The 20,555-nt window shown below is 64.0% G+C and carries 19 protein-coding genes; 3 read left to right on the forward strand and 16 right to left on the reverse strand.

Features of this window, described 5'->3' with window-relative positions; translation table 11 throughout:
* Nucleotides 1-36: 36 nt before the first annotated feature.
* The 9 genes from DYE23_RS16730 to DYE23_RS16770 all read right to left on the reverse strand — a co-directional run bounded on the left by DYE23_RS16730 (nt 37) and on the right by DYE23_RS16770 (nt 11,068).
* On the reverse strand, nt 37-876 hold the full coding sequence (locus DYE23_RS16730; RefSeq protein WP_218566986.1) for an AMP-binding protein: 840 nt from the start codon (nt 874-876) through the stop codon (nt 37-39).
* A complete protein-coding gene (locus DYE23_RS16735) occupies nt 863-2,503 on the reverse strand; it encodes a GMC family oxidoreductase (protein WP_115327687.1) in 1,641 nt (546 codons plus the stop codon). The genes DYE23_RS16730 and DYE23_RS16735 overlap by 14 nt, the downstream gene beginning before the upstream one ends.
* A 30-nt stretch (nt 2,504-2,533) precedes the next feature.
* Nucleotides 2,534-3,700 (reverse strand): acyl-CoA dehydrogenase family protein, encoded by a 1,167-nt coding sequence (locus DYE23_RS16740; protein WP_115327688.1) that lies wholly within the window; start codon nt 3,698-3,700, stop codon nt 2,534-2,536.
* Nucleotides 3,701-3,718: 18 nt separating this feature from the next.
* On the reverse strand, nt 3,719-5,155 hold the full coding sequence (locus tag DYE23_RS16745; protein ID WP_115327689.1) for an aldehyde dehydrogenase family protein: 1,437 nt from the start codon (nt 5,153-5,155) through the stop codon (nt 3,719-3,721).
* Nucleotides 5,152-5,958 carry an SDR family oxidoreductase gene (locus tag DYE23_RS16750; protein WP_115327690.1) on the reverse strand — a complete coding sequence of 269 codons (807 nt, stop codon included), beginning with the start codon at nt 5,956-5,958 and terminating at the stop codon, nt 5,152-5,154. Before DYE23_RS16750 ends, DYE23_RS16745 begins: the two co-directional genes overlap by 4 nt.
* Nucleotides 5,959-5,962: 4 nt before the next feature.
* Nucleotides 5,963-7,144 (reverse strand): amidohydrolase family protein, encoded by a 1,182-nt coding sequence (locus DYE23_RS16755; protein ID WP_115327691.1) that lies wholly within the window; start codon nt 7,142-7,144, stop codon nt 5,963-5,965.
* A gap of 84 nt (nt 7,145-7,228) precedes the next feature.
* On the reverse strand, nt 7,229-9,349 hold the full coding sequence (locus tag DYE23_RS16760; protein ID WP_218566987.1) for an acetate--CoA ligase family protein: 2,121 nt from the start codon (nt 9,347-9,349) through the stop codon (nt 7,229-7,231).
* Nucleotides 9,342-10,595, reverse strand: coding sequence for a cytochrome P450 (locus DYE23_RS16765; RefSeq protein WP_115327693.1), 1,254 nt, complete (start codon nt 10,593-10,595; stop codon nt 9,342-9,344). Before DYE23_RS16765 ends, DYE23_RS16760 begins: the two co-directional genes overlap by 8 nt.
* Nucleotides 10,592-11,068, reverse strand: coding sequence for a nuclear transport factor 2 family protein (locus DYE23_RS16770; RefSeq protein WP_235660431.1), 477 nt, complete (start codon nt 11,066-11,068; stop codon nt 10,592-10,594). Before DYE23_RS16770 ends, DYE23_RS16765 begins: the two co-directional genes overlap by 4 nt.
* Nucleotides 11,069-11,240: 172 nt before the next feature.
* Here DYE23_RS16770 and DYE23_RS16775 point away from each other — a divergent pair, with 172 nt between their 5' ends.
* On the forward strand, nt 11,241-12,365 hold the full coding sequence (locus DYE23_RS16775; protein ID WP_115327695.1) for an acyl-CoA dehydrogenase family protein: 1,125 nt from the start codon (nt 11,241-11,243) through the stop codon (nt 12,363-12,365).
* Nucleotides 12,366-12,573: 208 nt separating this feature from the next.
* On the opposite strand, the gene DYE23_RS31760 is transcribed toward DYE23_RS16775, so the two are convergent.
* Nucleotides 12,574-12,651: a hypothetical protein gene (locus tag DYE23_RS31760; protein ID WP_264032856.1), complete on the reverse strand. Its 78-nt coding sequence runs from the start codon at nt 12,649-12,651 to the stop codon at nt 12,574-12,576.
* Between the two features lie 201 nt (nt 12,652-12,852).
* Between DYE23_RS31760 and istA the strand changes: the two genes are divergently transcribed.
* Both istA and istB read left to right on the forward strand, forming a co-directional pair.
* On the forward strand, nt 12,853-14,394 hold the full coding sequence (gene istA / locus DYE23_RS16785; RefSeq protein ID WP_115327696.1) for an IS21 family transposase: 1,542 nt from the start codon (nt 12,853-12,855) through the stop codon (nt 14,392-14,394).
* Nucleotides 14,395-14,457: 63 nt separating this feature from the next.
* Entirely contained in the window at nt 14,458-15,237 is a 780-nt protein-coding gene (gene istB / locus DYE23_RS16790) for an IS21-like element helper ATPase IstB (RefSeq protein ID WP_115327697.1), read from the forward strand.
* On the opposite strand, the gene DYE23_RS16795 is transcribed toward istB, so the two are convergent.
* From DYE23_RS16795 to DYE23_RS16820, 6 genes are read right to left on the reverse strand one after another with little or no spacing between them, the layout of a single operon-like run.
* Nucleotides 15,200-15,967: an SDR family NAD(P)-dependent oxidoreductase gene (locus DYE23_RS16795; RefSeq protein WP_115327698.1), complete on the reverse strand. Its 768-nt coding sequence runs from the start codon at nt 15,965-15,967 to the stop codon at nt 15,200-15,202. The genes istB and DYE23_RS16795 overlap by 38 nt on opposite strands.
* Nucleotides 15,960-16,388 (reverse strand): MaoC/PaaZ C-terminal domain-containing protein, encoded by a 429-nt coding sequence (locus DYE23_RS16800; protein WP_115327699.1) that lies wholly within the window; start codon nt 16,386-16,388, stop codon nt 15,960-15,962. Before DYE23_RS16800 ends, DYE23_RS16795 begins: the two co-directional genes overlap by 8 nt.
* On the reverse strand, nt 16,385-16,891 hold the full coding sequence (locus tag DYE23_RS16805) for an FAS1-like dehydratase domain-containing protein (protein WP_218566988.1): 507 nt from the start codon (nt 16,889-16,891) through the stop codon (nt 16,385-16,387). The genes DYE23_RS16800 and DYE23_RS16805 overlap by 4 nt, the downstream gene beginning before the upstream one ends.
* The gene (locus DYE23_RS16810; RefSeq protein WP_115327701.1) at nt 16,888-18,150 is read right to left on the reverse strand and encodes an acyl-CoA dehydrogenase family protein; all 1,263 of its coding nucleotides are present in this window, start codon (nt 18,148-18,150) and stop codon (nt 16,888-16,890) included. Before DYE23_RS16810 ends, DYE23_RS16805 begins: the two co-directional genes overlap by 4 nt.
* On the reverse strand, nt 18,150-19,127 hold the full coding sequence (locus tag DYE23_RS16815; protein ID WP_235660432.1) for a hydroxymethylglutaryl-CoA lyase: 978 nt from the start codon (nt 19,125-19,127) through the stop codon (nt 18,150-18,152). Before DYE23_RS16815 ends, DYE23_RS16810 begins: the two co-directional genes overlap by 1 nt.
* Before the next feature lie 8 nt (nt 19,128-19,135).
* The gene (locus tag DYE23_RS16820) at nt 19,136-20,374 is read right to left on the reverse strand and encodes a CaiB/BaiF CoA transferase family protein (protein WP_115327703.1); all 1,239 of its coding nucleotides are present in this window, start codon (nt 20,372-20,374) and stop codon (nt 19,136-19,138) included.
* Between the last annotated feature and the right edge of the window lie 181 nt (nt 20,375-20,555).

The raw sequence follows: 20,555 nt of genomic DNA on the forward strand, positions 1-20,555 counted from the left end.
GCCGATACCGAGATCGGGCCATCACACACACCCACCTCACGGCACACCCCGGGCCCAACGCACACAATCGAAATCGACTTCACACCGACAGCTCACCGGTGGATCGAGGCTAATGCGTGCCATATAGGTGCTGGCATGGAAGGCCGGCTCTACGATCGCCGATCCGCGAACGGCCAATGCTGCTGTGACGAGCCAGGTTTGACCGCTGAAGTGAAACAGTGGGTTTGCTCCGAAGACAATGTCACCCTTCTCATACCACCCGTTCTCGACGAACACATTGATCAGATTGCAGTAGTAGCCGTGGGTGATGGTGCAGCCCTTGGAAGGACCGGTTGTGCCGGAGGTGAAGATGATGGCGCACACGTCGGCAGGCTCGATCTCGGGTTCGACCAGCGGCGCATCTGCGTTGAGAAGCTGCGCGTAGTGCGTGTCGGGCTGAATCGTCGCGTCCTGGGCGCCGTCCCCAACAAGGATCAGTTGTGGTCGGCGAGGAAGGGAGTCGAGAATCGGCGACAGTAGCTCGAGGGCTTGGCTGTCAGCGATGTACACCGTCGGGTCTGTTTGCAGCAGCTGGTGACGCAGAAAATGTCCACGCAGGTACGTGTTGAGCGGGACCTGGATAGCGCCAGCTTTGGCCAGGGCGTAGATGAGCACTATGTACTCGATGCGGTTAGGGAGGTTGATGGCGACCCGGTCGCCTTTGCCGACCCCGCACGCTTGCAGCGCCGCCGCGACGCGATCGGACTGCGTGTCGAGTTGACCGAGCGTGACCCAGTCGCTGTCGCATTGCACGAACGGCCGCCCAGGGTCCAGCGCCGCTTCCTCGCGCAGCCACCCGCCGAGGATTCGTCCAACCTGGTGTTCATCGTGAGACATGAGGGAATCCGTTTCGGTTTGCGCTGCCAGACAGGATGAGCTCGGCGGCCCGTTCACCGATCATCATCGACGGGGCATTGGTGTTGCCGGTAGTGATGGTGGGCATGATGCTGGCATCGGCCACACGCAGGTTGTTGATGCCGTGTACTCGCAGTTCAGGGTCGACGACCGCCAGGTCGTCCACACCCATCTTGCAGGTACCCACTGGGTGATAAGAGGGGGTCACGGCGGCGCGCACATAGTCCTGCCAATCGCTGTCGTTGCGACAGTTGGCCTCTGGTTCGAGTTGCCCGTCGGTGATCGCTGTCATCGCCGGTTGGGCCATCACCCGCTGCATCTCGCGCAAGCCGAGCAGGCAGTCGCGCACGTCGTCCGGGTCGGCGAGGAACTGGTAGGAGATGCGCGGTGTCGCGTCAGGCGCTGACCCGCGCAGCGTGACAGATCCGCGGGTGCGCGGTCGCAGGAAGGTCGACGACGCCAAGAAGCCCTCCTCTTTTGCCGGCTGCACGTTAAACATGCCGTTCTCGTCCACGGCGCGGGTGATGGCGAATGGAACAAATTGCAACTGCAGGTCTGGGGTCTGCAAGCTGGGTTCAGTGCGCGCCATGCATTGAACCTGCACCATCGTCATAGCCAGCAGACCGCTACCGTCGCGCAGATAGTCGGCGAGGCCTTTGGCGGCTGTCCCGACTCGCATCTTGTTGATGGTGGGTATTTTCGACCGCCAACGCTGCATCAAGTAAGGGTGTTCGTGCAGGTTTTCGCCGACACCGGGCAGATGCAGCAGCGTTTCCACCCCGGCAGATGACAGCGCGGCCTTCGGGCCGATACCCGAGAGCTGCAGCAAGCGTGGGGAGCCGATCGCTCCTGCGCTGAGGATGACTTCTTCTCGGACCCGGGCCTCCATGACCGTGCCGTGATGGCGGTACTGGACTCCCACGGCAGCGCCGCCATCGACCAGGATGCGATGCACATAACTGTGGGTCCGCACGGTGAGTTTGCCTCGCAGGGCCACGCGACGCAGGTACTCGCGCGAGGATTGGGACCGGGTACCGCGGCGATGATTGACTTGGGCGAGTCCGACCCCGTCTTGGTCACGACCGTTGTAGTCGGGGTTTACCGGGTAGCCGGCTTGTCGACAGGCCTCCATAAACGCCATGTTGGCCTGGCCGTGATTGGTTTGTACGTTGACTGCGATGGGACCGGAACCACCCCGAAACTCGCTGGCTCCCCCCGCCCAGGTCTCCATTCGTTTGAATGCAGGTAAGACCGAGTCGTAATCCCAGCCCGTGCAACCCTGTTTGGCCCAGCCGTCGTAGTCGGCGCGGTTTCCTCGAACGTAGACACAGGAATTGATCGAGCCGCCGCCACCCATCACCTTGCCAGCCATCCAAGCTTCTGGACGTCCGGTGCGCGACGGGTCGGGCTCGGCCGGATACTTCCAGTTGACTTTCTGATAGGCGAGCGCGACTGCCGCAGGGATCCGCACGTCGATGCGCCGGTCGCTGACACCGGCTTCCAGCAGCAGAACGTCAGCGCCTGCCTCGGCAAGCCGTGCTGCCACCACCGATCCCGCCGATCCTCCACCTACGACGATGTAGTCGAAGACTGTTTCGGTCTTGGTCAATCTCGGTACCCCTCATCAATTCCGTTGTAGCTAGTAGCTTTTGGGTAAACCGAGCACATGCTGGCTGACGTAGGCCAGGATCATTTCCTGTGGGATGGGCGCAATTTTCATCAGCCGCGCCTCGCGCCAGTAACGTGCAATGTGGTATTCCTCGGCATAACCGAAACCGCCGTGTGTCTGCATGGCGGTGTCCGCGGCCTGGAAGCCGGCATCGGCCGCCAGCAGCTTGGCCATATTGGCTTGGGGGCCAGCTGGCACACCATGGTCGAGCATCCATCCGGCCCGCCGGGTGATCAGTTCGGCGGCCTCCAAGCGAGCGTGCGCCTCGGCCAAGGGAAACGCCACACCTTGGTTTTGGCCGATGGGCCTGCCATACACCACGCGTTGGTTGGCGTAGCCGATGGCGCGGCGCAGCGCCGCTTGCCCGGTGCCGATCGCTTCCGATGCGATGAGCACCCGCTCAGCGTTCAGCCCGTCGAGGAGATAGTAGAAACCTTTGTCCTGTTCCCCGACCAGGTCGGTGGCCGATACAACCACGTCGTTGTAGACGGTTTCGCAGGAGGAGACAGCGTTGCGCCCGGCTTTGGAAATGGGGGTAATGGTTACGGCCGGGTCGTGCAGGTCGACCATGAACAAGCTCAAGCCGTCGGTGCGGCGGGCGCACTGCTCGGCGGGTGTAGTTCTCGCCAGCAGCAGCACCCGGTCAGCGTCGAGCGCCTTGGACGTCCAAACTTTCTGTCCCCGAATCACATACGAGTCACCATCGCGAACCGCTCGGGTTTTGATCGCTAGTGTCTCGGTGCCGGCGTCGGGCTCGGTGACACCGAAGGCGACATGGAGTTCTCCGGAGGCGACTCGCGGAAGGTAACGCTGTTTGATGTCGTCGGATCCGTGCAGGATGAGCGGATGCATGCCAAAGATCGACAGGTGGATGGCGCTGCATCCGTTCATCGCCGCGCCCGAGGCGGCAACTTCCTGCAAGATGATCGACGCCTCAAGCAATCCACGGCCGCTACCGCCGTAGGCCTCTGGTATGGCGATACCGATCCAGCCGCCGTCGGCGAGGGCGCGATAAAAATCCCACGGAAATTCGTGACGCTGGTCGCATTGAGCCCAATAGTCGTCATCGAACTTCGAGCAGACCGCGCGCACGCCCTCGCGAATCAGATCAAGATCGGTGTCATCCGAGAAGTCCACTGTTTGGCACCTTTCTGGTCACCGTTGGTTCGGCGCGTTCTGCACAGACTTCAGTTCGTAGAACTCGCTGAGTCCGTAGACACCGAGCTCGCGGCCGTTGCCGGATTGCTTGTAGCCACCGAACGGCGCGAGCAAGTTGAAAAAGGAACCGTTGATGTCGACGGCGCCGGTCCGCAAGAGTCGCGCAACTCGCAGCGCGCGGTCGGGATCGGCTGACCATACGGCCCCCGCAAGGCCGTACTCGGTATCGTTGGCGATCGCGAGGGCGTCGTCTTCGGTGTCATACGGCAGAATTGAGAGCACCGGTCCAAAGATTTCCTCGCGGGCGATGCGCATGTCCTGCCGTACGTTGGAAAACGCGGTGGGCGTGACGAAGAAGCCCGTCGGCACGTCCTGCGGTTCGTCTAGACCGCCATAGATGAGGTCGGCCCCCTCGGCCAAGCCGAGACGAATGTAGTCTCGTACCCTGTCGCGCTGGGTTGCCGAGGCCAGTGGTCCCATCGTGGTGGCCGGATCGAGCGGATCGCCGATTGTGTAGCTCGCCAGACGCGCGCGGACGAGATCTTCGACCTGGCCCAGCTGCGATCGGGGTACGAGCATCCGGGTGAGCGCGGTGCAGGTCTGGCCGGTGTTGGTGAAACAGTTCGCCACCCCGACTTTGACGGCCTGCGCCAAGTCCGCGTCATCCAGGATGACGTTGGCGGATTTGCCGCCCAGCTCGAGCGCGACTCGCTTGACGGTGCGTGCAGCGACCTCGCCGATTCGCCGTCCCGCGGTGGTCGAGCCGGTGAAGGTGACCATATCAACGTCGCGGTGATCGACGAGCTGTTCTCCCACGGTGGCGCCGCGGCCCGATACGAGATTGAACACCCCCGCCGGCAGACCAATCTCGTCGAGAATGTCGGCGACTATGAATGCGCTCAGTGGCGCCACCTCGGAGGGTTTCACCACCACCGTGCATCCGGTCGCCAACGCCGCAGCGACCTTGCCCAGCACCTGCTGCAGGGGATAGTTCCAGGCGGTGATCGCCGCGACGACGCCGATCGGCTCGCGGATGATCAACGACTCGCCAAGTTGTTCCTCGAGCTCGAACCGCGTCATGAGGTCGCGGTAGCTCTCCAGGACCCGCCGGGGCAGTCCTACCTGCACCGCCTTCGACACCCGCAGCGGTGTGCCGATCTCGCGGCACAGTAGTTCGGTCAGTTCGTCAGAGCGTTCGTCGATGACGGCGGCCAAGCGTGTGAGGTAGCCGAGCCGGGTGTCCATTGCCGCCTGCGACCAGGCCGGAAAGGCCCTGCGCGCAGCGGCTACCGCGTCGTCGACCTCGTCCGACGTTGCATCGGGAATGCGCCCCAGGACGGTGCCGTTGATGGCCGAGTGCACGTCGATGCGACCGCCTCGGGAAGACCTCCAGCTCCCCGCAATGTAGACAGCGTCCCGCTTGCAAATGGTCATGAGGTCAGACCCGGGGTTTTAGCGTGTAGCTTGCGCATCTTGGCGATCCATCCGTCGTAATCGGCCGCTTTGCCGCGGAAGTATTTTTCCACCAGCGGGTGGGTGAGGATAAGGAACTGCTCGGTCCGCATGCCCTCCACGACACAGTCAGCGGCCTCCTCGGCAGAGATTGCGCCGGCCACCGCGAACCACTCCCCCTGGGCGCCGCGCAACATCGCAGTTCGGACGCCTTCGGCGACGATGCACGATACGCGGATACCGCTGCTGCCGTAGTGAATTGACAGCCATTCCGTTAGCCCCAACACGGCGTGCTTGCTGGTTGCATAAGGGGCGTTACCCAACGCCGTGAGAAGCCCTGCTGCGGAGGCATTTTGAATAAGGTAGCCAGTTCCGCGTTCAAGCATGTGCGGCAACACCGCCCGTGCGGCGTAGACCTGCGGCATGACATTGATGTCCCACACCTGTTGCCAGGCTTCGTTGGAAGCCCACGGGTTGCCGCGTTCATGCAGTGGCGCGACTCCGTCATGGGGCTCACCCCACAAGACCCCGGCATTAGACACAAACACATCCACGCGGCCGAATTCTGCGAGGGTGGTGCTGACGAGGCCCTTGATCTGGACCTCCTCTGAAACATCGGTGACCACGCCCAAGGCGCCGATCTCGTTGGCAACCCGTGCGGTGCCGGCCGTATCGATGTCTGCGACAACCACCCTGGCGCCCAGGGCGGCGAACCGGCGGCACATCGCTTCGCCCATGCCCGCAGCACCGCCGGTGACGATGACGACTTTGTCTGCTGGCTCCACTCGCCTACGCCAGCTTCGTGAGTTTCGCCGCGGTGTCCCACATGACTTTGCGCTCGGCGACCGGGTCATTGAGCTCGGCGGCGACCTTCTCATACTGCCGGGGTTCGGCCAATCCTTCAGGGTGCGGATAGTCCGAACCGAACAGGACGTGATCGACGCCCATGTGTTCAACGACCTCGAGCAGGTTGTCCTCCCAGAAGGGGGCCACCCAAATATGCTCGCGGAACTGCTCGACGGGATCGGAGGCGAAATAGCCCGGCCGTTGGAAGCCCGCCCGGTTGAGCCCGGCAACCGAGAGCGGTAAGAACTCGGCGCCGTTCTCCACCGAGGCCACCTTCAGGTTGGGGAAGCGCTCAAAGAGCTTGTCGCACGTCAGGGCTGCCAGATAGTTGGCGATCGCACGCTCGTGGCCGACGGCGATCTGCAAGGGGGAGGCGATGTCGCCGATGATGTTGGTGCGGTGCTGGACGTACTTGTCGAGGCCCGATCCGCCGACCTCGCCGACGTGCACGACCACCACAGCGCCGGCCTCCTCTAAGCGGGCCCAGATCGGGTCGAAAACCGGGTCGCCGGGCGAACGCCAACCGTCGTCGGTGTAGGTCGCCTGGGCACGCACCACGAAAATACGAGCGTCGTTGGCCAGCCCGTGTTCGATCTCACCGATGGCGGTTGGGATGTCGGCGAAGGTCAGATAGGGCGAGCTGAAGATGCGGTCTTTGTAGTTATAGCCCCAATCGTCGAGCAGCCAGCGATTGAAGGCCTTGAACGCTTGCGCGGCGGCGGGGGGGTCGAGCTGCAGTCCCTCTTCGTAACCCATCGCCAGCGAGGGCAGCATCCAAATCGCTTGCAGGCCGTGCTCATCCATCTTGACCAAGCGGTCGTCACGGTCGCGGTAGTGGCTCGGAATGGGCTCACGTTCGGAGAGGATGTCCAGAAGCGAACGCTTGTGCGGGTTGCCGCGGAAGTATTCGGCCATCACTCCGGGCTTGACGATGGGGTCGAAGGTGGGATTGGTCACGGTGTTGTCGATCTTCCCGCCAACGATCTGGCGGGTCCGACCGCCGATCACCGCTGTTTGCACGGTGCGCTCGCGCCACTCTTTGGGGCAGTGCCGGGTGAAGGCGTCGAGCGGCTCGTAGTAGTGCTGGTCAACGTCCAGGACGGGAAGTTGATCGATGTCGGTCATGTGGTCCTCCAGATTCGGCGTTGGTCAAAATGCGCTCACGGGGAGCAACGCAGCGCGCAAGCACGCAGTATGTACCTAAATCTACTAAGATTTTGGTATCGAAACAAGGGGTAGTGATCCGGCGCAGACGCACAGCGCGTCGACGATCGCGCCGCCCTGAGCGTTCACAATTGCGGGATTTACCTCGATCTCTGAGAAATCACATGTGTCGAGCAGGTCGCCCATCCGATTCAGTGTCTCGGCGATCCATGCCTCGTTCACAGCGCTTCCGCCGCGGAAACCGAAGAGCAATTCGGCGAGCCGCAGGCGGCTCAGGGCCTGATGCAGGGAGTCAGGGTCGCACGGCAGCGGAACGTGCTCCACATCTCGGTACACCTCGACGGCAGCGCCGCCGACTCCGACGGTGCCGAACACACCGAGGCCTTCGGCGGCGCGCACGGTCAAGATGAGCTCCACTCCTGCGGTCACCATCTTTTGCACGAGCCACGTTGAGTTCGCGGCCCCGTCGCTGGTGGACATCCGTGATACCGCTTCCTCGACTTGAGCGGCAGTGGACAGGTTGACTGCCACCAAGCCCAGCTCGGTGCGGTGCGTGATGTCCTCAGCGGCAGACTTCACGACCACCGGGAAGCCCAGCGCTTCGGCCGCGTGGGGTGCAGACGTGCTGTCGCACACCGTCATCGGTGCAATATCCAAATCATGGTCGGCCAGCAGTTGAAGTGCTTGCCCTCCGCCGATCGTCACCGCCGTTGATTGAGACTGGCCGGCGGACGCGGGCGCGGTGTTGAGCACCTGACCAGGCCCGAGGAGCGCGCTGACGAGTCGCCCCAGGTCCGAAGGGCTCTGGGCCACAAGGACGCCGGCCGCGCGCAGTTGGTGGATGTAAGGGTCGACTGCGCGTCCCCCGTACCACAGCACGACGCACGGTTTGCCCGTCTTGTTCCCGACCGCGAGGATGTCGGCCACACTCTGGGAATTCCATCCGCGCGCTCCCATCGGCAGCGGAACGCAGACCACCTCGACGGCGGGATCCTCAGCGACGGCCATCAGATACCCGCCGAAGTGGACGGGCATCGAGCCTGGCCCGACGTCGAGCGGATTGGGGGTGGCAGCGAAGCTGGGCAACTGGGCTTTGAGCCGCGCAGCGGTGGACTCGCCCAGCGGGGGAAAGACCACTCCGGCGCTGGATAGCTGTTCGGTGGCCAATACCGCCATACCGCCTGAGTAGGCGACCATCCCCCATTGCCGAGGGAACGTGCGGTGCCGCGGCGGGGTCATCGCGCCCAACACCCACAGGTCGTCGGGGTCGTCGACCACGGTGACCTCGAGCGCCCGTAGCAGTGCCAGCTCCAGACCTCCTCGGCCGATGATCTTGCCGGTGTGGCTCGCCGCGGCCTGCTCACCCGCCGCGGTGCGGCCACCTAGATAGGTGATCAGCCGTTTGCCGGCGGCGTGCAATTCGTGCACCGCCGCCGAGAAGCGGCGGCCGTCGCGAATCGATTCCATGTATAGGGCAACGGCGTGTACCTCAGGGAGCCCCGCGAAATAGGAGATGAAGTCGGGGATGTCCATGTCGCGCTGGTTACCGGTGCTGACGATATGGGAGATGCCGACCTCGGCGTCACGGGCCCGCTCGACGATGGTGCTGCCGATCGCGCCGCTCTGAGCGATCACCGCGATACCCCCGGCGGCGATGGGAACGCCTTCGGTAAGAACCGATGTCATGCTCATTGCGAGGCCGGTGCGCACGTTGACAAGTCCGGTGCTGTTTGGCCCGACGATACGGATTCCCTTCTCGGCGGCGAAGTCGAGCAGGCTGCGCTCCAGTTCGTGGCCGGTCTCCCCCATGTCGGCGAATCCCGCCGTCAAGATCAGGGCCTGCCGCGCACCCACGTCAGCGCATTCAGCCAACACGTCTTTGACCGAATGGGCCGGCACCGCAATGACGACGACGTCCGGCACCGTGGGCAGTTCGCGCAGGGAGGGAAATGCCGGAACGCCGTCAACTGCGTCTGCCGAGGGATGGATCACCGAGACCTCACCGGTGTACCCGTAGACCTTCAGGTGTTCGAGGACCGCGCGACCGCCGGCCTTATAGGCCTGGCCGGAACTGGTCGATACACCGACAATGGCGACCGAGGCCGGCTCCAGGAACAACTTGGCGACGTCGGCACGAGGGGCGAGGATAGCCATGGTTTCAGTCACGCTCGGTCCTGAAGGGCAACGTGATCAGGCTGCGCGTCTGGCCACCGTGGGCAGCAAGCCGAGCGTCGTGGGGAACGGAAAACCTTGGCATTTTTTTGAAGATCTCCTCGAAGGCGATGTTCAGCTCGAGCCGCGCTAAGTGGGAGCCCACGCAGCGGTGGTTACCGGCGCCGAAGACCATCGATTTGGCGGGGTTTCGGTCGATCACCAGTTGATCGGCCTCGGGGTAGACGTCTTCGTCGCGGTGCGCGGACGCCAGCGGTATGACGACGCGATCGCCGGGATGTAGTTCAACCCCGCCGAGGACCGTCTGTTCGGTCACGGTACGGCTGCCGTGAACAATCGGCTCGTAGCGCAGAAGTTCGTCGATCGCGGTCGGAATCAGTGACAGGTCAGCGGCGATTCTGTCTTGCAAGTCGGGTCGACGGGCAAGGTGCAGGAAGCTGAAACCGATTGCGGTGGAAACAGTATCGAGTCCTGCCAACACCATGACGTAGGCGAAGTTCAGAATTTCGCGGTAGTCAAGCTTGCGCGCCCCGGGCATCTCCGCGGTCGTCAAGAAGGAAATGATGTCGTCGCCAGGGTTTTTCAGGCGGTCGTCGAGCAGCTCACGCAGAAAATTGTTGAGCGCCTTTCCTGCCTCGAGTCTTGCGGCGGTCTGAGCATCGACATCGCCGTGCTCAACACCGTTGGTGGTGGTGTGGAGGATGGTGCTCGCCCAGCCGCACAACTGATCACGTTGAGCCGCATCAAAATCCAATCCGACCAAGCGTAGGAACACCGAGCTCGGGTAGGGCTCGGCGAATTCCTTCATGAAATCGAATTCCCGCTTGGCTACCATGGCGTCGACAAGTTCAGCTGCATATCGGCGAACTTCGTCGGCGATATGCTCAATCGCCCTAGGACGGAACAGGGGGTCGATGATCGTCCGGTAGCGGCGATGCTCCGGCGGATCGACCTCCAGGGGAATGAGCGCCCGGGTGTGGCCCGGGGTGGGAGGAGTGTCAGCTGGCCACGACGAGAAGACTTGCGCGTTATGAAGGACGGTAGCGATGTCGTCGTACTTGCTCACCACGTAGAACCCGCCGTAGTTATCCGTGTGCGCTACTGGGCATTTGGCCCGAAGCGCCGCGTAGTCCGGATGCGGGTTGAGGGCGAAATGCGGATCGTAGTGGTCGTATTCGTGGCCCAGTGCCTGCAACGCCGTGCAATCACCCGGTCGTTCCCCGTGCTGATGTTGGCTCACGTGAGCGCACCTCGATTCATTTGAGATGTGTTGGACGACAACTGCCCAGAGGGCGGAGAGCCCCCGCTCGGGTCGGCGGACTCGCGGCACAGCTCCGTCAGCGCGCCGGGATCTTTGTAGTGCACGTCGACGCGGACGATCTTGTCGCCGCTTAGCCGGTAGATGTCGACACACTCGACCGGCATGCTGCGACCGGTTCGCCGCGAGGTGAACGTGCCGTGCACGACTACCGCGACCCAATTGTTAGCCCCGGCGATCTCTGGCGGATCCAGCTCCACACGAAAGTCGCGACCAACGTTGCCCAGCAGCTGCCGGAAGCCTTGACCGCCCACGTAGTCGCCGCCGAACGGCAAGCTTGCGGACTCGGAAAATACGTTCGCATCGTCGAGTAACGCGATGCAAGCGTCGAGGTCGCCGCTCGCCAGTGAGGTGGTGAACCGTCGCACCAGCTCGACGCCGTCTCGCTCAGACACCTTTGCCCACCTCTCTTCGCGCATCCCCACGTGGCTCGCGCGGACACGCAGCCGGTATTTTTTCTACACGGATTTTGATAACAAGTCAACGCTCAATGGGGATATTGTGGCTATTCCTGGGCACCATAGTCTGTGCTAACTTAGAATCCACATCGAGGACGGGAGAACACCGTTGACGTTCGCGCTCTCCGACGAACAGCAGCAACTGCAGCAGATCGTCCGCAAGTTCTGTGAGGCCAAGTCACCGATAGCGGAGGTCCATCGGTTGATGGACACCCCTGACGGCTTCGACGCCGCGGTGTGGTCCCAGATGGGCAGTGAACTTGGCCTGCCGTCGCTCGCCATCCCGGAGCGATTCGGAGGAGCGGGCTTTTCGTTGGTTGAGTTGTGCCTGGTCATGGAGGAGATGGGCCGCGCGCTGCTGTGCGCCCCGTTCTTCTCCTCAATTGCCTTGGGAGCAGACGCGATTCTGGAGTGCGGTACCGATGAGGACTGCGAGCGCCTGCTGCCGGGTATCGCGTCGGGAGAGGTTCGAGCCGCACTGGCGTTCGCCGAACGAACCGACGCGTGGACGCCATGGGAGGCTGACACCGAAGCTACTCCAGACGGTGCGATCTATCGGCTACGGGGAACGAAGACCCTCGTTGTCGATGGGCATACCGCCCAACTGATCGTTGCCTCTGCGCGCCGAACCGATTCCGGCACGGTATCTCTGTTCACCGTGGAGACCACCGAAGCGGAGGGCCTGCGGCGCACGGCGATACCGACGCTGGACATGACCCGCCAGGTGGCTGAGGTGGCGTTCGACGACACACCGGCCCGACTCTTGGGCAACGTCGAGGAGGACAGCACCGAAGCGCTGGGGCGCACTTTGCAGCGGGCGGCGGTCTGTCTGGCTGCCGAACAGCTCGGCGGTGCCGCATATTGCCTGGACGCCTCGGTCGACTACGCGAAGATGCGCACACAGTTCGGGCGGCCTATCGGCAGCTTCCAGGCCATCAAGCATCGGTGCGCCGACATGTTGGTCGACGTGGAATCCGCCCGCTCGGCCGCCTACTATGCAATGACCGCGATCATCGAGGGCTACGACGAGGCACTGGCGTCGTCGCTGGCCTACGCACATTGTTCAGAGGTATTCGCTTCTGCGGCAAGCGCTATGGTTCAAATCCATGGCGGCGTCGGATATACCTGGGAACACCCCGCACATCTGTATCTGAAGCGAGCCAAAGCATCTGAGGCCTTGCTGGGCGGCGTCGGCTACCACCGCGAGGTCATCGCTGCAGCGATGAATATCTGAGCCGTCTGCTGAGCTTCGCTTCGAGCGGGGTCAGTGACTGCTGGTACCCACGGGCCGGCGCTTGGGGTGGCTGTCCCCGAAGAGAATCCGGTCGCTGTGGCAGAGAGGCCAGGACGGTCCGATCGTGGCTCTCCCGCTCCGAAACGGCCGGTCGGTCACACACCCCAGGCCGACCGCCGACAGATCGGGAATGAGAACAACCCAGCGATCAGACTGAATAGCCGCCATCGACCCGAAGGGTTTGTCCGGTGACGTAGGCCGCTCCAGGCCCGGCGAGGAACGCCACGACGTCGGCCAGCTGTCAGCGGTCACGTAATTCCTCCAGCTTGAGGGGTTGTCCGTCACGGAATTCCCCCACCCCGTCTGTCACGTAATTCCCCCACCCTGGGGCGGTGTGGCAGCCGGTCGTGGGCCTCGTACACAGGTTCGCTCGACTCACGGTTCGACTCGTGAGGAAGGGCGCCGAATGGCGAGGAGAAGTTTCGACGTGTTCGACCTGATCGAGTTGTTGACCCATTGGCATGCGGGTCGGTCTCAGCGCCAGCTGTCGGAGAGTTTGGGCATCGACCGCAAGACGATCGCGAAGTATTTGGCGCCGGCGATCGCCGAGTCGCTGACCCCGGGCGGGGAGCCGGTCACCGAGCCCGAGTGGGCGGCGCACATTGGTCGGTGGTTTCCCGAGGTCGCCGACCCCGGTCTGCGGGCCACGACCTGGCCGGGCATCGAAGTGCACCGCGACCGGATCCGTGACTGGCTCAAGGCCGAGGTCAGTGCGGCGACCGTGGCGCAGCGGCTGCGTGACGACTATGGCGTTGCCGCGTCGGAATCCTCAGTGCGCAGGTGGATCTCGGCGAACCTCTCCGAAGAGGCGACGCGGGAGAAGGTGACCGTGGCCCGCGGATCGGTGCCAGCGGGCAGCGAGGCCCAGATCGACTACGGCCGCCTCGGGATGTGGTTCGACCCAGTCAGTGGTCGACGCGTGACGGTGTGGGCGTTCGTGATGGTGCTGGCCCATTCGCGGCATCTGTTCGTCCAACCGGTCCTGAAGATGCATCAATCCTCCTGGTGCGCTTCGCATGTGGCAGCGTTCGAGTTCTTCGGTGGCGTCCCGGCCCGGCTGGTCCCGGACAACCTGAAGACCGGTGTCACTCGACCGGATCTCTATGACCCGAAGATCAACAAGGCCTACGCCGAACTGGGTGCCCACTACGGTTGCCTGATCGACCCGGCGCGGGCGAACAAGCCGAAGGACAAACCACGCGTCGAGCGCCCGATGCAATACATTCGGGACTCGTTCTGGCGGGGCCGCGAGTTCACCTCGCTGGAGCAGATGCAGGCCGCCGCGCTGGTCTGGTGCCGTGAGGTAGCCGGGGCGCGAAACTCTCGGGCACTCGACGGTGAGCAACCAGGGTTCGTGTTCTCCACCGTTGAACAGCATGCCCTGTTGCCGTTGCCGCACAGTGATTTCCAACTTGCGGTGTGGTCGACGGGCAAGGTCGCCGCCGACTGCCACGTGAAAGTCGGCAAGGCGCTCTACTCGGTGCCGTGGCGGCTGATGGGCCAACAGGTCCACGCCCGCACGTGCGGCGACCTGGTGCAGATCGTGCACGACGGCGACGTCGTGGCCACCCACGTCACCCATCACCGTGGGCGGGCCACCGACTTCGAGCACTACCCGCCGGAGAAGATCGCCTTCACGATGCGCAACCCGACCTGGTGTCGCCGAGTAGCCGCCGAGGTCGGACCGGCCTGTACCCAGGTGATCGCCGAATTCATGGAAGTCAACGCCATCCACCGACTGCGCAGCGCTCAAGGCGTCCTCGCCTTGCTCAAGACCGTCGGCCACGACCGCCTGGAAGCCGCCTGCGCGCGGGCGATCACCGTCGGCGACCCGAGCTACCGCACGGTCAAGGGCATCCTGGCCGCCGGCACCGAACTCGACGGCATCATCGAATCCGCCGCCCCGCAAGCCGCGGCGCATCTGCGCGGGCCGCAAGCCTTCGACACCACCACCGGCGAGATCGCGTGATCAACGCATCGTATCCAGCTGGCAACCAACATCATTCGATCTGAACCTAAGGACATCACCACCATGAGCATCCTCGACCCCGCACTACGCAATGCGCTGCGCACCCTCAAACTCACCGGCATGCTCGACACCCTGGATGCCCGGCTGGCGCAGACCCGCGACGGCACCCTCGGGCACCTCGACTTCCTCCAGGTGCTCTGCGAAGACGAGATCGCCCGCAGAGAATCCGCCGCCCTCACCCGGCGCATCCGCCGAGCCCGCTTCGAGGAACAATCGACATTCGAATCCTTCGACTTCACCGCCAACACCAAGCTGCCCGCGGCGATGCTGCGCGACCTGGCCGCACTGCGGTGGCTCGACGCCGCCGAATCAGTGATCCTCTACGGACCCGTCGGAGTCGGGAAAACCCATATGGCACAAGCGCTTGGGCACGCAGTGGCCCGCCGCGGCGGCGACGTCCGATTCGCCAAGACCTCCCGGGTACTCTCCGACCTCGCCGGCGGTCACGCCGATCGCAGCTGGGGTCAACGCATCCGCGAATACACCAAACCGCTCGTGCTGATCCTCGACGACTTCGCCATGCGCGAACACACCGCGATGCACGCCGACGACCTCTACGAGTTGATCTCCGATCGCGCCGTCAACGGCCGCCCCCTCATCCTGACCTCCAACCGATCACCGAAGGACTGGTACAACCTGTTCCCCAACCCCGTCGTCGCCGAGTCGCTGCTCGACCGCCTGATCAACACCAGCCACCAGATCCTGATGGACGGACCCAGCTACCGACCCCGAAAAAGACCCGGCGCTAGCGCGCCGGTAGACAACGCCAAGCCCACCCGGTAGACCTACACCGAGGCCCACCGGTGGCGGAATTACATGACGGACACCCCGGGGGAATTACGCGACGGTCGACAGCCAGCTCAGCGGCCGAACCGAATCGCCGCATCGGAATCGCGCGCCGGGCCGCCTCCAGTGCCTGTTCGTGATAGTCGCCGCTAGCGATGAGGTCGTCGAGGATGCCGGCCGCGATAACGCCCACCCCTACGCAGTTGGCGCGCACCCCATTCTTGCCCTCTTCGGCGGCGATGGCCCGGACCAACTGTTCCACGGCGGCTTTGGGGCAGGCTGATAGGAGATCTCGGGTGGCGTACCGCAGCAACGCGGTCGTCACCAGGGCCACGATCGAACCCCGACTGACGCGCAACGGTTGGATCGAGGGGCGCAGCAGGTTGAAGCAGGCCACCGCATCGGCCGATAGTTGATGAGCGAACTGCTGCGGCGTGATTTGGGCGGTATACCCCATCGGGATTGGGGGCCCCGCGGCATAGACCACCGTGTCTAGCCGCGGCATCCGCTCCACCAGCGCGGCCGTGGCATCGGCGTCAGTGAGGTCGAGCTGATGCACCGATGCCTCGGCACCGGCCGAGCGCACACCGTCGGCTGACTGGGACGCGGCTTCGGCGTTATGCCGGTAGGTCAGGGCGACGTCGAAGCCGTCGCAGGCCAGGGCGTGGCAGATCGCAGATCCGATCCCACCACTGCCGCCGGCGACCAGGGCTAGCGGCCTATCCATCCGGCGGGCCTTGGGCCTGCAGTTGTGCATAACCGGTCATGACCAACTCACCGTGCTGGTTGAGCGTCGATAGCTCTAGGTCAACGGTGCGCGATCCGTGACGGTCGGTTATGCCACTGACCGTGGCGATCGACGTCAGGGTGTCGCCAGGCCAGACTTGTCGCCGAAACCGCACCCCGAAACCACGCAGCTCGGCGTCCTCGATCCAGTCCGTTATCACCTTTGCGGTCAGGCCCATGGTGAGTTGACCGTGGGCGATCACGCTGGGATAGCCTGCCACTTCGGTGGCGTACACCTCGTCGGTGTGCAAGGGGTTGTAGTCGCCAGATGCACCGGCGTACATCACGATTTGGGTGCGTGACAGCTGCTCTACGACGACTGTCTCATGTCGATCTCCGGTCGATAATTCGATGAGCTTCACGGTGCCACCGCTCTTTCGGTGATTACGCGTACCCGGCGCGCGGTGACCGCGATCTCACCCCGCTGATTGACGAAGCGGGTGATCTCCTCGGAGAAGGACAGGGTTCCACCGCGCGGGCTGTGTTTCTCCCAGGTCCGGCCCGCTTGGCGGGAGACGGTCAACACGTCGCCGGGGCGCACCGAGGTGTGAAACTCGTAGTGCTGCTCGGCGTGAAGGCTTGTTCCGGCTCCCGACGACGGCGGGGCGAAGCCGGGACCACGGCCCGAGCCGTTCCAGGCGACACCGGGCTTGGGGCGGTAGGGCCATTCGGGGTCGAACTGCGCGGCTGCTGCGACGAACGTCGGCGGGGCCACCACGCCTCCCCGGCGGCAAGTGAGCTCATCGTCGTCGTCGAAGTAGACGGGATTGTCGTCGCCCAGCGCCCGGGCGAACATCTGGATGTGCCCACGCTCAACCGGGAATTGGAAGGCGTCGGTATTGGGTGCCATGCCCTTGGAGCTCATCGCGGCTGGGTCTCCTGCACTCGGGGCTCGCGGGGAAGTCCGAGTACCTGCTCGCCGATGATGTTGCGTTGCACCTCGCTGGTGCCGGCATAGATGGTGCCCGAGTGAGCGACCAGAAAGGTGTCTTGCCATCGTCCCAGGCGGTAGTCGGGTCCGGGTGGGCGCAGAATGGCTGACGGGCCGGCGATCTCCAGAGCCAGCGCCCCCAGCCGTAGGTGATATTCGCTCCACGCCAATTTCCAGGTGGACATCTGCCGGCCGGGCTGGCCGCCGGCCTCGACCTCGGCCACCGTCCGTTGCCAGCTGCTGCGCATGATCGCGACCTGGGTTTTGGCCCAGGCCAGCTCGCGCCGCACCCACGGATCACGGGCCCGGCCTTGCTGTCGCGCCAGGTCGACGAGTTGTTCGAGTTCACGTTCGCGGGCCTGCAGGACCATCGTGGTCGCGCGACCGGCTCCCCCCCGCTCGAATCCGAGGGTGGACTGGACGACCTGCCAGCCCCGGCCGAGACCGCCGATCACCCCGGACAGGGGTGCCTCGGTGTTGTTGAAGAAAACTTCCGCGAATTCCTCGGCGCCGGTCAACTGCCGGATCGGGCGGACCTCGACGCCGTTGTGGCCTGGGGTGAACGCGGTGATCGCGTAGGACAACCCGCGGTGTTTGGCCGCGGTGGGATCGGTGCGGCACAGAACGAAGATCATGTTGGCCGTGGTGAACCTGGAGGTCCACACTTTCTGACCGGTGATCAAGAGCCGATCACCCTGCACCACTGCGCGGGTGCGTACCGATGCGAGGTCCGATCCCGATCCGGGCTCGGAGAACCCTTGGCAGTAGCGGTGTTCCCCGGAGATGATCCGCGGCAGGTAATAGGCTTTTTGTTCCTCGGTGCCGTGCAGAATGATCGACGGTCCGACCATCGACTCGCCCTGCACCCGGTCGACCCGCGGGACGCCGGCGCGGTAGAACTCCTCGTCGAGGACGGTCATCTGCGGTGTGTCCCAACCACGTCCGCCATATTCGGTCGGCCACGCGGGGCAGATCAGCCGCGCCTCGGCGCAGCGCCGTTCCCACTCCTGAAAGACGGGGTCCGCGTGTGCCGCGGCGAGGTCGGATTCACTCTGCAGGCTGCTCACCGAGCCAGGCAGGTCGGCGCGCAGCCGCCAATCAATTAAATCCGTCAGGCCGGCGGGGGCGTTGTCGGCGATCCACCCGCGCAACGCGTTCCGTAGCTCGCTGAGGGGCACGTCGAGATTTCCCATCAACTGACCGCCACCCCTTCAGCGGCGGGCGCCGACTGCTGTTGCCGGTCATCGCCCGCCAACGCGCGCACCGTACGGGATACGCATGGCTTTCCGAGACGTTCGGCCATCCAGAGGCTTGTCGATACGAGCTGCGCTAAGTCGATGCCTGTCGCGATTCCCAGGCCCTCCAACATCCACACCACGTCTTCGGTGGCCAGGTTGCCTGCCGAGCTGTCCGCGAACGGACAGCCGCCCAACCCACCTGCCGAGGAGTCCACCGTGCTGACGCCGGACTGCAATGCCGCGAACACATTGGCCAGCGCTTGCCCGTAGGTGTCGTGAAAGTGCACGGCGATCGCGTCAATGTTGATGCCCGCCGCCACGACCGCGTCGATGAGGGTTCGGACCTGGCCGGGTGTTCCGACTCCGATCGTGTCGCCCAGCGCCAGCTGATCGCACCCCAGGTCCATCATTCGCGTCGCGACATCAACCACTTGTTCCACCGCAACCGGACCCTCCCAGGGATCCCCACAACACATGGAGACGTAGGCGCGCACGCTGACGCCGGCCTCTCGCGCCCGCTGCACCACCGGGGCGAACATCGCCAACGACTCGTCGATGCTGCGACCCAAGTTGCGGCGTGAGAACGTTTCAGTCGCGCTGGCGAACACAGCGATGTCGCGAACTCCGTGGTTCAACGCCCGATCAAGTCCGCTGACCGTTGGAACCAGCACCGGGTAACGTCGGCCTGCGTCCAGATCTAGTCCGTCAATCACCTTTTCGGCGTCGGCGAGCTGCGGGACGCGGCCCGGGTGCACGAACCCGGCCGCCTCGATGGTCTGCAGGCCGGCGGCGCCCAATCGTTGGATGAACTCAATCTTGGTATCTGCTGTGATGACGGCTTTTTCGTTTTGCAGACCGTCTCGCGGGCCGACCTCGTAAATGGTCACCTGGGTGGGCAGTGCGGTTAACGGCACGGGGCTGGGTGCACGCATCACCATGGTCAGATGACGCCACGCTCGTGAAGCGCTGCCACATCGGCTGCGCTATAACCGATTTCGGCAAGGACTCTTTCGGTGTGTTCACCCAGGGCGGGTGCCGGCCGTGTGATGTCGAAGGGTTGGCCGCTGACCGGGGCGGGCCAGCCCGTGCTGGTGTAGGGACCGGCCACCGGATGATCGGAGTGGTGGATGATCTCGCGAACGAGCAGATGGGGGTCGCTCAACGCGTCGGTTTTCGAGTTCGCCGGACACAGCGGGATGTCGTGCACCCGGGCGATGTCCATCCATTCCGCGGCGGTGCGGGAACGGAACACCGGGATCAGCTCGTCGAGAAGGTCGGCTTTGCCGCCGTCCGCGAAGTCCACGGCGAACGTCTTGTTCTGGGCGTCCAGCAGGTCCTCGCGGTCGATCGCCCGGCAGAAATTTTCCCAGAACTTGTGCTCGATAGCAGCGATGAGCACGATCTTGTCGTCTTTGGTCTGGTAGTAGGTGTACTTCGGGCGTCGCCGCGGATCGAGCCCGACCGGCGGTGGGGGGTTGCGCCGATCGGTGATGCGGTCGCGATTCCATGCCAGCACCGCGTCCAGGCTCTGGTTGGCCAGCACCGCGTCGGCACCTGCAGCGTCGATGTAACAGCCCTGTCCGGTCGTGTCTCGGTGTCGCAGTGCAGCCACGGCGGTGAGGGCGGCGTAGAGCGCAGTCGACAACGGCCCGTCGATCGAGCCGGAAAAATACAATCCCTGGGGATTGACCACCTCGGTGACCACACCGTCATCGGACACCTGAAGCTGTGACTGTCCGGCAACCGCGCCCATCATGTAGCCGTGGACGGGGATTTGACTGTAGCTGCCGCGGGTGCCGAACCCGTTGGCCTGGCAATAGATGATGTCGGGCTTGCTCGCTCGCTGCGCGGGGTACCCGATACCCAGTTTGTCGCAGGCGTCACCGGCGAATCCATCCACGAAGATGTCGGCGGTCTTGAGCAGTTCGAAGAAGACTCCGCGTCCCTCATCACAGCGGAGGTTCAGCTCGACGCTGCGCTTGTTGCGGTTGCAGAACAGGTGAAACACGCTGTTCTGGTCGGTGATACGGTCACCGAGCTCGCGCAGGTAGTCGCCGGTTCCCGGTCGCTCGATTTTGATGACGTCGGCTCCAAGATCGCCGAGCAGCCTGCTGGTCTGGTCACCCGTGGGCAGCATTGCGCACTCGAGTACGCGGATGCCCTCCAACAGCTTGATCATGTGGCGTAGCGCTCCTTTCGGCGGCTCCACCCGAGCCAGGGAATTCGATTCTAACCTAATTCAGATTCGAGTCAACTGCGCATCAGACACCTCTGCCCGGGCGAGCCTCTAGCTGACCAGCGAGGAAACGCACGATGCGGCGATAATCACTGCGCTGCAATCTCCGGCATTGGCCAAAACT

The sequence above is a fragment of the Mycolicibacterium gilvum genome, assembly GCF_900454025.1.
GTDB classification, from domain to species: domain Bacteria; phylum Actinomycetota; class Actinomycetes; order Mycobacteriales; family Mycobacteriaceae; genus Mycobacterium; species Mycobacterium gilvum.

Excerpts from the sequence above, each read along its gene's own strand:
- DYE23_RS16730 (WP_218566986.1), bottom strand. The coding sequence starts at position 876 with ATGTCTCACGATGAACACCAGGTTGGACGAATCCTCGGCGGGTGGCTG.
- DYE23_RS16745 (WP_115327689.1), bottom strand. The coding sequence starts at position 5,155 with ATGACCATTTGCAAGCGGGACGCTGTCTACATTGCGGGGAGCTGGAGG.
- DYE23_RS16755 (WP_115327691.1), bottom strand. The coding sequence starts at position 7,144 with ATGACCGACATCGATCAACTTCCCGTCCTGGACGTTGACCAGCACTAC.
- istB (WP_115327697.1), top strand. The coding sequence starts at position 14,458 with ATGAGCATCCTCGACCCCGCACTACGCAATGCGCTGCGCACCCTCAAA.
- DYE23_RS16795 (WP_115327698.1), bottom strand. The coding sequence starts at position 15,967 with ATGGATAGGCCGCTAGCCCTGGTCGCCGGCGGCAGTGGTGGGATCGGA.
- DYE23_RS16805 (WP_218566988.1), bottom strand. The coding sequence starts at position 16,891 with ATGAGCTCCAAGGGCATGGCACCCAATACCGACGCCTTCCAATTCCCG.
- DYE23_RS16810 (WP_115327701.1), bottom strand. The coding sequence starts at position 18,150 with ATGGGAAATCTCGACGTGCCCCTCAGCGAGCTACGGAACGCGTTGCGC.
- DYE23_RS16815 (WP_235660432.1), bottom strand. The coding sequence starts at position 19,127 with ATGCGTGCACCCAGCCCCGTGCCGTTAACCGCACTGCCCACCCAGGTG.
- DYE23_RS16820 (WP_115327703.1), bottom strand. The coding sequence starts at position 20,374 with ATGATCAAGCTGTTGGAGGGCATCCGCGTACTCGAGTGCGCAATGCTG.